Here is an 11716-nt window from a genome sequence, read left to right as displayed (position 1 = left end):
ACATGCCCAAAAGATTATCCTTCAGGGGCTATTTTGCATAAAAAACCACCTTATTGCCGTGAATTGCCTACTGTTATATGAGTGCGTAAGGGTATAAAATGTTCTATATTTATGTCTCCAATACGCGGCCTAGATCAGCAAGAAATACACGTCGGGCACCGTCTACAAAGCCGTTAAAAACAAGATGGCGATTGTCCGGCGTCCAAGCGGGATGAGCATCTACACGAAGCGAGCCATCTTTGCTGGAAGCGGGATGAACGACATTTATTCTTATAAGCGTCTGCTCCGTTTGCGTTTGGAGATCAATCCATCGGATCGGAATGGTCCCGTCTCCAAATGCAGTTGGCTCCCAGGCATAGGTATCCGTAACCATATGGCGACCGTTGGGGTGTACGGTTGGATGTCCAGAACCAGGTATACGATCGGTTATCATACGCAAATCAGTTCCATCATGCCGCACCTGAACAAGCTTAACCTGGCCTTCTTCGTGAATGTCCAGATTCATCGATAAATGCTCTCCATCCGGAAACCAATTAATATGATGTCCGCCTTTTCTCCATTGCTCAGGACCGACTGCGACATAAATGTCTGATCCATCCGGCTTCATCGTCAGCACCCAATAGTCAAGCTTTTTATTAATATGATCCCATGGCTGAGCTTCATCGGATTGGTACCAACGCATTGTAAAAATCAACCGGGTTCCTTGCGGATTATATTTACAATGGAACCCGTAGCATTCCCCTTTTTCATAGAATGATTTATCTATTTTAGGCTGAGCTTGATCGGAAATTTCACGTATAGAGACGACAAGTCTACGCTTACCTGAATTCGTATCAGTCATATATAAGCCATCATTGTCCGAAAAGCCAAAGTTTCGGGGAACTCGCTCTTCGGGAACGATAACACCGTACCCGGATTGTGTTCGCCGCATTGTAACCGCGTTGGCACAAATGATCTGACTGCCGTCTGGAGAGATGCGATAAATCGATCCTTCAAGCTGGCGTTTTGCACCGCTCAGCGGATCGATACAAACGATATGCGGCTCCCAGGTTGAAGTGTCAACATCATTAAAATACAGCGAATGATCATCGCTGCCCCAGTTAATGTTGGCGCCTAATTGATATTCCCAGCCACAGGTTTGCGCAATGACCCGCTCCTCGGCAGTATGCAAATCAATAAGGACAACATCGGCAGCTTCACCGGCATGATTGCTTCGATCTAGATAAGGCATCCGGATGACAGCCAAATATCTTCCCGACGGGCTGACAGGTGAGGTATCAAAAAAACGGTGTAATCCGCCCCCTTCGCCAGGAGTAACGCACCAAACAGGCACGGCTGGATTGTATTCGGTATATCGGGGGAATTTCTCGCTAATTAGCATAGCTGCTACCTCCATTAATGATATTTGAGTTTGGATATGAATCCTATTATATGAAATTCAACCTCTTTTTTATTTGTCCAGCTCTTAGAATTTTTTATCCAGGGCTATGATATAATCTTGAAAAGCATCAGGAAATGAGGAGATGTCATGGGCAATTTTGGCGTTCGAATATTATGGACTGCGCGTTATGATTACGTGAAGGGTGAACGTCTCCAGCTGCATCGGCATACCTATTATCAAATGATTTGGATCGCGGATGGCTGTGGCGTTTTTCATCATGGTGATAAATTTTACGAGCTGAAGCCTGGCACTCTCTTCTTTATAAAGCCGAATCAGCCCCATGGTTTGTCAGTATCAAATGAACAATCCTTGAAAACGTTAGATATTAAATTTCATATTGATTCAGAGGAGCTTGCCCGTTCAGTTGACCCTATTCCTATTCAAGTTCAGCATCCGAACAGGGAGATTCCCAGACTGCTTGAACTTATTCGGCAGGAGGGTTTGATAAGGACAAGCCATTATTTGGAGCTTGCTGAGCTTCGTGTCGTTGAATTACTCTATCTATCATCACGTTCTTTAGAGACGTTTACGAATCAGCGGGATCGGAGTGTTGTGGAGGTCGGTTTGCCAGAGCAGCAGGTTTCTCGAACTAACCTATCTCCAGCAGAAAAATTGGAGCAATGGATTATGCAGCATGCGGATCAAAATTGGACAATTACGGAAATGTCTAAAAGTGTTGGCTACAGTCCCAGTTATTTAAGCCAGCTTTTCAAACAATATAAAGGCTTGACGATTATAGCTTTTTTAAAGGAAGTTAGAATACATCGATCCAAGGAAATGTTGACGTATTCTGATCTGAGTATTAAACAAATTGCCGAAAAAGCGGGCTTCAAAACCGTACATCATTTTTCTCGCGTTTTCAAAGAAATGGAAGGAATTACGCCGGGACAATGGATGACAAGGGAAAATTTAGGCATTCGCAAAGATATTGTTTTTAATGAAGGGCGATAATGGGCGTGGGGGACTGTCATGAACGTTTCTTTTAAAACGAAGCTGCACTCGCTTTTTATTATGCTGATGGTCATTTTTATTGTGCTGTCAACTGTCATTAGTTATGTCGTATCTAAACAGCTAATTATTAATAATATGAAGGCTTCTAACGAGAGTGAATTGCTATTGAGTATGCAAACGATGCAAAACTTAATGCAAAAAAGCAAGGAGCAGTTCAGATTATTTGTAGAGGATTATAAACCCACCATACATGAATGGGTAACAGATAGACCTTTTCATGAAAATTTAGATAGCTATAATAGAAAAATGATTTCGGATATTTTAGCTTTTTTATATACGAACAAAGAATTTACGGGCATGTATATTGTTAATAATGAGCAATTGATTGGGACATCATTAAATACACAGCTCATTACAAAAACAACTGAAAACCCGCTTTCCGGGAACCTTGCTGCTTCTCGAAAGTACTTCAAAGACTTACTTATTCATAATGGCCAGTTCCCGAAAGACAGCTTGACGGAAGAAAATATGCAACTCATCCCAATAAATGAAGGCGCTTTTATAGTAGCTGTTTTGGATTTGCAAAATCTGGCTTTACTAAACAATGTTAGTCTGACCTATATTAACAATAAGGAGCAAGTTGTATTTAGCAGTGGAGAAAAGCAAGAAAAAATAACGACGATTCTTGAGCCTAAGGAAAATCGTACAGGGACCATTTATACCTATCAAAAAAATCAACAAATTGATTCTTCCTATACAACCGATAAGCAGGAGCGTTATGTACTTATTCATGGTATTAGCCAGCTAAGCGATCGCTTTGGGCAAATCATCTGGATTGTAATAGCGCTATCGCTTCTGCTCATCCTATTGTTTGCAATTGTATCCAATAAAGTAGCGATTCGAATTTTAAGTCCAATTTATGATTTTATTAATAAGCTGAAACAAATAAAAGGGTACGAAGATAGGCAACTAATGAAGGACTATATTTCTTCTTATAAAGGACAAGCTACAGTTGCCGGCCATATATTTAAATATTATTTTCTTATAATCATCCCTGTATCTATTGTAATTGTTGTTTCTTTTCTTTCCTTTGACAAAATTATCGAATCTAATTCCAAGCAGGATTTGCACAATATTATAAATAAGACCAAGGACGGCATTGAAAATAATATTCGGTCCTATACGTTCTATATTCGTTATTTGTCGCTGGATAGAGAATTTCAAAGTTTAATGCTTTTAGCAGGAAATGATGAGACAGAATCCTATCATGCAGCATTCTCTGATCTTTTAGTAAGAAAAGGAATATTGAATAAGGAAATTAGTACGGTAGCGATATATAACGCAAATAATCGGCTAATCTACTCCAACGTGAGTCAGCCCAATGGACAGCAATTTTTAAAAGAAAAGGTTTCAGGTGTTTCTGGTTATGCAAGAGAGCTGGAAATTGTTAAAAATGAACTGGACTCAATGCCGCCTGTCGTAATGATGAAAAAATCAATCTTATCTTTACTTGATCCAACCGAAGAGTTGAAAAAATTCGACTATATGGGATTTATTGAACTGGGTATACAAAATATATTTACATCTACAAACCTTTTACCAGCTAACGAATATGCTATCCATTTGCTTGATAAGAGAGGACAGTCATTCCCGCTTACTACATCCATGGAAAATAGAGCGAAAAAAACAACCTTTATTCAATTGCCATTAGAGGAAGATAAACTGCAGCTTGAGGTTCAAGCGTCGAATGATTGGAATAAACAGAAGTACGTCTTTATTCTTCTTTATTCCATTGAAATTGCTTGTATGCTGCTTATTATGATTTGGATTTCGAGTCACTTAGGCAGACGGATGACCGCACCGATCGTTCGCGCCATTCAAGTTATGGAGATCTACCCGGAACAAATCAATGCTCGACTAGATAGCGAGGAGAATGAATTTGAATTTATTGTATTAGCCAAAAACTTCAATCAGATGCTTGCACGATTAGAGCAGCTGACGGATGAGCTAACTTTAAAAGAGTTGGAAAATGTTTCGCTTGAGCGGCGCATTCATAAGCTAATAAGACAAGCTCTGCAAGCGCAAATTAACCCACACTTTCTTCACAATATTTTCACCTCCATTATGATGCTTGTAAAATCCGGAAAAAATGATAAAGCTGCTAATATGCTGGTCGATACGGCGGAATTTCTAAAGTCGGGCCTGTACGGGACGAGTGAATTAGTACGTTTGCAAAATGAATTGGACCATGTAAACGCCTACATGAAACTGCAAAACATACGTCATGAAAATCAGCTCAAATTAGTAATCGATGTCGATGAGCCGTTTAAACAAATTCATACGCCGAAATTTATTTTACAGCCTATCGTCGAAAATTCGATTCATCATGGACTGGAGAAGGATCGACTGCTTACCATTCGTATTCAATGTTATTTGGAGGGACCTAACACGCTTAACATCGTTATCATTGATGACGGAAAGGGAATGTCGCCGGAACGTTTTAATGAAATAAGCGATCAATTGGAAAAACGTACTCAAACGGCTCATTACGGCTTATCTAATGTTCATGAACGAATTTACCTTGAATTTGGCCCCCCTTATGGTTTATTGATCGAGCAATCTATGGAGCGTGGAACGATCGTTTCGATTAAATTGCCTTACGGATTGGAGGGAAACTAAGTGGCGGATTACGCGGTAATGATTGTTGATGATGAAAAAATAATAAGGGATGGATTGCAGGAAGCGATTAACTGGGAGAAATTCGGATTTTATATTGCCGCAACTGCGAGCGATGGGGTAGAGGCGATTGAAAAATTTCGAGCGGTTCGTCCGGATATTATTATTATGGATATTAAAATGCCGGAAATGGATGGACTGGCCGCACTCGAGCAAATAAAAGAAGAGAATAGCGATACAGAGGTGGTGTTGCTAAGCGGCTATGAGGAATTCTCTTACGCAAAAAGCGGTATTCGGCTCGGCGCATTTGATTATATTTTAAAAATAAAAGTGTTTCAGGAATTGGATGCTGTGTTGGAGAGACTCCGAAAGCATTTGGATGAAAAGAGAAAACAAAGCAGCAGCTTCATGCAGTTTCAGCAGTTGAAAAACAATTACCTCTTTCTGAGATTTATTCGTGGTAAAACGCCAACGGGAATTACGTTTTCCAACCAGGATACACTGTACAGCGTGGTCAGTATATGGATGGATGAGGAGAAGCTTGAAGCTGGTGAACGTATTGCCCAGTCCATTGAAGACTTGCCGCATGTAATGGGGGCAGAAAATCAATATATTCATATTATTTTATTCCAAGAAGGCAATCGCTTTGAGACACATCTACAGCAGATCTCGAAAGGTATTGAAGCTATTGAGCGATGCCTTAAGCACGAATTTCATGGAACACGTTATGCAATGGGTATAGGTGCTGTCAAGCCTACAGTAGCAGATCTGCCGGATAGCTTCCGCGAAGCCATGAAGACGGTTGATTATTTACGTTGTTTGAAAGACGGACAAGCAACAATGATTTACACGGAATGGGTTGATGCTGCGCCATCTACGTTTGACCTAAACGATACACATGAAGGATGGATCAACTGGGTATATAGCGGAGATGCAGAAAGGTTGCTTGCCTGGATATCCGATCTATTTAAACAAGCTTATATGGCTAAGGACATGACATTGAAGGACATGAAGACCATCTGTATCCAGGTGCTTTTACAATTTGTATCCGCGATGCGCTCAGCTAAAAAGAGTTGCAATGACGATTCCAATTTTATTGAAGAATTAAAGGATTATGATTCGCTGCATGAGCTGGAAAGCTATATGATTGACCGTTGCAAGCGGTTATGCGAGCTTATTCATGATAATATCCAAATGCAAAAAAATATAAGCATTACTCTTGTCAAAGAATATATTGATCAGTTTTATACGAGTCCGCTAAGCTTGTCTGGGGTTGCCGAACATTTTCATTTTAGCTCGGGCTATTTATCGCTTCAATTCAAAGAATATACAGGAAAAAACTTTACTCAGTATATCATTAATAAACGGTTGAATAGATCCTGCGAATTGCTAACGGGTACAACGCTGCAAATTTATAAAATTGCCGCGGAAGTTGGCTACACCGATGAAAAGCACTTCACCAAACTGTTTATTCGGCACTTCGACATGAATCCAAGAGAGTATAGAATGAAGCATCAAGCCAAACATAAAAACAGTTAATTTTTTCGAAAAATAGCCTCGCAATAAGGGGCTATTTTTTTATTTCTCACGAATCGTTTGTATAAAAAGCCACTTTATTGATGCGAATCACCTACTGTTTCAACCCCTTGGAAAGGCTTACAATTGGGTTAAATTACTGCGAGGTGAAGCTAACATGAATCTGCATTTCGAGAAATTCAAAAAGATTTATTCCAGGCATGAAATTTTTCTTTTTATTATTCCGGCAATCGTTTTTTACGTCGTGTTTAAGTACAAGCCGCTGTATTTTCTGCAAATTGCTTTCAAAGATTACCGGATTACACGTCCGATTGAAAACAGCCCGTGGATCGGTTTTCAAAAGTTCCAGGAATTGTTTAGCTCCAGCGATTTTCAACAAGTATTTATGAATACGATCATTATAAATTTTTATAAGCTCGCAGTCGGCTTTCCGCTGCCGATCTTGCTGGCGCTGTTATTAAATGAGCTTCGCAGCGAACGCTTTAAACGCTTAAGCCAATCTCTTCTGTATTTACCGCATTTCATATCGTGGTCTGTACTGGGCGGCGTGCTTTACAATATATTGTCCGTTGATCAAGGCTTAGTAAATAGTATTTTAAACTTTTTCGGCATCGAGTCTATTTTCTTTATGGGGGATCCTGCTTATTTCCGTTCTGTATTAGTCGGTTCGGAAGTGTGGAGAAATTTAGGCTGGGGGACAATCTTATATCTTGCAGCTTTGACGCGTGTCGATACAACCTTGTACGAAGCAGCATATGTCGATGGAGCAACTCGAATTCAACGGCTCTTTTATATTACGATTCCCGGCATATCTTCAACGATTGTAGTCCTTTTTATTATTCAAACAGGGCATTTGCTAGATGTTGGTTTCGAACAAATTTTAGTTCTTGGCAACGTAATGGTTCAAGACGTAGCAGATATTATTGACACCTATGTTTTCCGGGTTGGATTGCAGCAAGGCCAGCATAGCTTGGCGACTGCAGCGGGGCTATTTAAAACCGTAATCGCGGGCATTATGGTATTTGGCGCAGATCGGTTGGCCAAAATGTTAGGACATCGTGGAATTTTATAAGCGAGGAGCATGAAGAAAGTGACCATTAAAAAGTTTTCTTTGTGGGAAGCAGTATCTATTATAATTATTAGTTTGTTATGTCTCGTTATGTTGTATCCGTTTTGGCAAACAGTCGTCGCTTCCTTTATGACGGAAGCCGAATATTTAAGCTCTCCTTTAAAGCTGTATGTTGCAGAACCGACATTTGCGGCGTATAAAGCGATTTTCAATAATGGCGAACTATTTATCCATTTAAGAGTGACGGTTTTAATTACGATTGTAGGCACTTTTGCCAGCCTGTTCTTTACGGGGTATTCCGCTTATGGTTTATCAAAGTCGTTCCGTGGATCTTCTGTCGTTATGTTTTTTATCATTATGACGATGTTTTTGCATCCAGGGTTAATTCCGGAATATTTGAACTATAAAAGCTTGGGACTCATTAATAATTTTGCCGTCTATATCCTGCCATTTCTAATTAATACATTTTATTTGATTATTATGAGAACAAGCTTTCTCGAGTTTCCAAAAGAGCTCGAAGAGGCGGCCAAAATAGACGGTTGCAATCATTTCCGTATCTTTTTTACGATTGTTTTACCTTTATCTAAACCATTGTTTGCATCGATTGGCCTGTTTTTAGCAGTAAGCTTCTGGAATACGTATATGCAGTCCGTATTTTTTATCACGGAAAACGATTTGAAATCCGTTCAGGAGTATTTGCAACGGTTAGTTACGGACAGCTCCGATATAGAAGGAATTATATCGGCGGATACAGGAGAGCTTGCATACAACGTAAATACGTTAAGATTAGCGAACATCGTGTTAGTGCTTCTGCCGATTGTAACGGTATATCCGTTTTTGCAAAAATATTTCGTACAAGGTCTAATGATCGGGTCCGTCAAAGGTTGATTAAAATGAGGGGGATAAGGTCAGCTCGATTCGAAATAACACGGAAAGAACTTATGTAATGATTCATAATATTTTATAAAAAGGGCGTGTTAGGCATGTTGAAAAACGTAAAACTATTTTCACTACTCATTTCATTGCTTGTGGTTGCAGCAGGTTGCCAAGCTAATACGGATTCCGGGAAAAACTCCAGCGGTTCAGATGGCTCTAGCTCCAGCAGCCCTAGCCCTTCCGAGCAAGCTGCAGCAAATGAAGTGGATTTAAGTAAAAAGTATACGATCAAAATGTTTACTTGGGGACCTAAGGATTTGGACAAGGATGATGCGATCGTTAAGCATTTGAATGAGAAATTTAATATTGACCTCAAGGTAGAGCGAGTTCTGTCATTAGAATATACGAAAAATCTTGAAGTGAGAATTGCATCCGGCGATATGCCTGATATATTCCGTTACAATATGAATACGCCAGGCACCTACAGGCATTTATACGAAGATGGTTACTTGATGAACTTTGCCGAGTACGCGGATAAATATAAATTAGATGGATTGAAAGCCTATATGAGTATTCCGGAAATGGACGAATTTAAGGAAGGGGATGGGATGTATCAGCTTCCTTCCAGCCCTGGCAAGGAAATTTCACCGATCCTTATTCGCCAGGATTGGTTGGACCAGCTCGGACTTGAGGCGCCTAAATCATGGGACGAGCTGCAAAATCATCTTCAATTGATAAAAGATAAGAAACTTGGCGGGGATAAAACTGTCGGGCTTGTATCGAGCTTTGGATTCTTTTCCGGAATAGGCGTTTCATCGGTTGGTTGGACGGGCTCCTACGAATGGGGCAAGTTAGACGGAGAATGGACTTACGAGAAGGCTATGCCGGATTACAAAGGTTTCTTGACATATTGGAAGGATATGTATGCAAACGGGTTGTTAGACAGAGAAATATTTACGAATAATGAATCACAAGAGCATGCCAAGTTTACAAGCGGGCAAGCCGCAGCCATACTCACTGCCCCAAACCGTGTGGCGGTACTGGAAAAAACAATAACCGATTCGGATAAAAATGCAAAAATCAGCATTATCAATCCATGGCTCGAGGGACAGAAAGGCCCGCTATATGGAACATTGCTTCCTTATACTTCGCCTGTTGTAGCTATTAAGAAGGATAAGGATGAGGATTTCCTTGCAAGAGTTGCCCTGTTAATGGATTATATGCACACAGAGGAAGGCGTTAAAATTCTTAACTTCGGAATGGAAGGCGTCCATTACAACATGAAGGATGGACAGATGGTCCGTACGGAACAATATGATCGTGACATCATACCTGCATTAGGCAATCTCATTGCAGGGTTTACCGATTATAGCCTAGCGAAACAAGATGTAAGCGAAGAGCTGAAGAAGTTATATGCCGATGTAGATACGAATGCTGTTTCTCCGCCGCTAACTCCGCTGTCCTATGGCGACGCGGCAACCCACTTGCTAAACATCGAACAGAAGCAGCGCGACTGGGTCGTAAACTTTATCACCGGAAAAAACGATGTTGAAAAAGATTGGGACGCTTATATAAAAGAAATGAATAACGCAGGACTTGAAAAGCTGACTCAATCGATTAGAGAAAACAACTAACATTAAAAGGATCGATCATTTTGGATAATAGAATGGAAAAGCCCAATATAATCATTATTATGGCAGATCAGCTGCGAAGTGACGCAATCGGCCGTTATACTCCCAATATCAACAAACTTATGGACGAAAGCGTTGCTTTTGAGAGAGCCTATTGCGCATCTCCGCTATGCGTTCCTGCCCGAGGAGCTTTTTTTACCGGAAAGTATCCGAACGAGAATGGATCACTCATTAACCCGTGGGATGTTGTAGACGAACAACATGGTTATGTCAGACCCGGACATCCGAATTTATACCAATGGCTAGAGCAGAATTGGGAGAGCTGGCATACGGGGAAACAGCATTTGTTTACTGCTCCCAAGCTAGAGAAGGACCCGACTAGCAAAACCAATTGGCTGCCGCTCGAAGAACGCTTCGAAGCATACTTGGAATCCAATGGAAGAAGAAAGCCTGGAGGCGCAGCATTTAAAGGTATGGTGCCAGAGATGGCACGGGGTACGACAACTAGAGCGAGGTCATACTCTTTGCCTACGATTGGATGCTACGAAGAAGGATTTGAATTTTTTTATGACGGATTTATTTTAAATGATAGTTTGGAGGCCATTCGCAATCATGACCGGAGCAAGCCTCTACTGTTAAATAGTATGTTTCTTGCTCCGCATCCGCCTCTAGATATTCCTGAACCGTGGTTTTCGAAAGTGAAAGAAGCGGATATACCCGAAAACGTGGGAAGATGGAGTCCGAATCAGTCGCCTCTTCAGCTGTATAATTTGACAGGCGCGATTGGCGTTCGATACAGTCGCGAGGAATGGAAACAAGTATGGCCCAAATATCTTGGTTTGGTTTCGTTGTTAGATGACTGTGTTGGTCGAATTATAGAGGAGTTAAAAGCACAGGATCTGTATGATCATTCATTAATCCTATTTACAAGCGATCATGGCGAAATGTTGGGTTCGCACGGTTTATGGCAAAAAATGTGCATGTATGAGGAATCAGTGCGAACTCCGCTTTTGATGAAACTTCCTGCAAATAAAGGTTATGCTCCCTCATCGATTAAGACATCTGTCAGCAGTATTGATGTTTTTCCTACGATATGCGATGTAATCGGAGTCGAACCGCCTGCAGGTTTAAGCGGAAAGTCGCTCATTCCTTTAATCGAAGGAAACGAATCGATGATTCGCGAGGACATTTTCATACAGTACGATGGGAATGGTGCAAGGGGGAATTTTCAACGCTGCGTCATACGTGACTCGTATAAGTTAATCGTTGATATGTTCAAGGATGAGACCTTTATAGAGCTATACGATCTGGAGAGTGATCCCGAGGAGCATAACAATCTTGTTTTTGCTCAAGACGATGGCAGGATAAATCAAATGATTAACGATTTGCTCTATCGTTTACGAAATCATATGGCTTCGACAGGGGATTTGTTATCTCTTCGCGAGGATTTGTATGCATCATTTTTAACCAGCTATAAACCTTTTCACTGATCGTTCCTATTATAGAAAAAGGTACAGTTCTTCAATCAAGTTGAAA

Annotated in this window: 8 protein-coding genes; 7 read left to right on the top strand and 1 reads right to left on the bottom strand. The window is 40.7% G+C overall.

All coding sequences use genetic code 11. From position 1 onward, the window contains the following. Nucleotides 1-109: 109 nt before the first annotated feature. Nucleotides 110-1246: a TolB-like translocation protein gene (locus KJW29_RS14975; RefSeq protein WP_246608728.1), complete on the bottom strand. Its 1137-nt coding sequence runs from the start codon at nt 1244-1246 to the stop codon at nt 110-112. A 282-nt stretch (nt 1247-1528) separates the two neighbouring features. Here KJW29_RS14975 and KJW29_RS14970 point away from each other — a divergent pair, with 282 nt between their 5' ends. The 7 genes from KJW29_RS14970 (at nt 1529) to KJW29_RS14940 (ending at nt 11670) form a co-directional block, all read left to right on the top strand. Next, nucleotides 1529-2392, top strand: coding sequence for a helix-turn-helix transcriptional regulator (locus KJW29_RS14970; protein ID WP_214630386.1), 864 nt, complete (start codon nt 1529-1531; stop codon nt 2390-2392). An 18-nt stretch (nt 2393-2410) separates the two neighbouring features. Next, nucleotides 2411-5071 carry a sensor histidine kinase gene (locus KJW29_RS14965; protein WP_214630385.1) on the top strand — a complete coding sequence of 887 codons (2661 nt, stop codon included), beginning with the start codon at nt 2411-2413 and terminating at the stop codon, nt 5069-5071. Beyond that, the gene (locus tag KJW29_RS14960; protein ID WP_214630384.1) at nt 5072-6607 is read left to right on the top strand and encodes a response regulator; all 1536 of its coding nucleotides are present in this window, start codon (nt 5072-5074) and stop codon (nt 6605-6607) included. A gap of 154 nt (nt 6608-6761) precedes the next feature. Beyond that, the gene (locus tag KJW29_RS14955; RefSeq protein WP_214630383.1) at nt 6762-7676 is read left to right on the top strand and encodes an ABC transporter permease; all 915 of its coding nucleotides are present in this window, start codon (nt 6762-6764) and stop codon (nt 7674-7676) included. An 18-nt stretch (nt 7677-7694) separates the two neighbouring features. After that, nucleotides 7695-8561, top strand: coding sequence for a carbohydrate ABC transporter permease (locus tag KJW29_RS14950; RefSeq protein ID WP_187101128.1), 867 nt, complete (start codon nt 7695-7697; stop codon nt 8559-8561). A gap of 95 nt (nt 8562-8656) precedes the next feature. After that, nucleotides 8657-10183 carry an extracellular solute-binding protein gene (locus KJW29_RS14945; RefSeq protein ID WP_214630382.1) on the top strand — a complete coding sequence of 509 codons (1527 nt, stop codon included), beginning with the start codon at nt 8657-8659 and terminating at the stop codon, nt 10181-10183. Between the two features lie 20 nt (nt 10184-10203). Next, nucleotides 10204-11670 (top strand): sulfatase family protein, encoded by a 1467-nt coding sequence (locus KJW29_RS14940; protein WP_214630381.1) that lies wholly within the window; start codon nt 10204-10206, stop codon nt 11668-11670. Nucleotides 11671-11716: the final 46 nt, after the last annotated feature.

The sequence above is a fragment of the Paenibacillus agaridevorans genome, assembly GCF_018604145.1.
In the GTDB taxonomy this organism is placed as follows: domain Bacteria; phylum Bacillota; class Bacilli; order Paenibacillales; family Paenibacillaceae; genus Pristimantibacillus; species Pristimantibacillus agaridevorans.
The sequence above is the reverse complement of the archived record's forward strand: the minus strand, read 5'-3'. Positions and strand labels throughout refer to the sequence as shown.

Excerpts from the sequence above, each read along its gene's own strand:
- KJW29_RS14965 (WP_214630385.1), top strand. The coding sequence starts at position 2,411 with ATGAACGTTTCTTTTAAAACGAAGCTGCACTCGCTTTTTATTATGCTG.
- KJW29_RS14955 (WP_214630383.1), top strand. The coding sequence starts at position 6,762 with ATGAATCTGCATTTCGAGAAATTCAAAAAGATTTATTCCAGGCATGAA.
- KJW29_RS14970 (WP_214630386.1), top strand. The coding sequence starts at position 1,529 with ATGGGCAATTTTGGCGTTCGAATATTATGGACTGCGCGTTATGATTAC.
- KJW29_RS14945 (WP_214630382.1), top strand. The coding sequence starts at position 8,657 with ATGTTGAAAAACGTAAAACTATTTTCACTACTCATTTCATTGCTTGTG.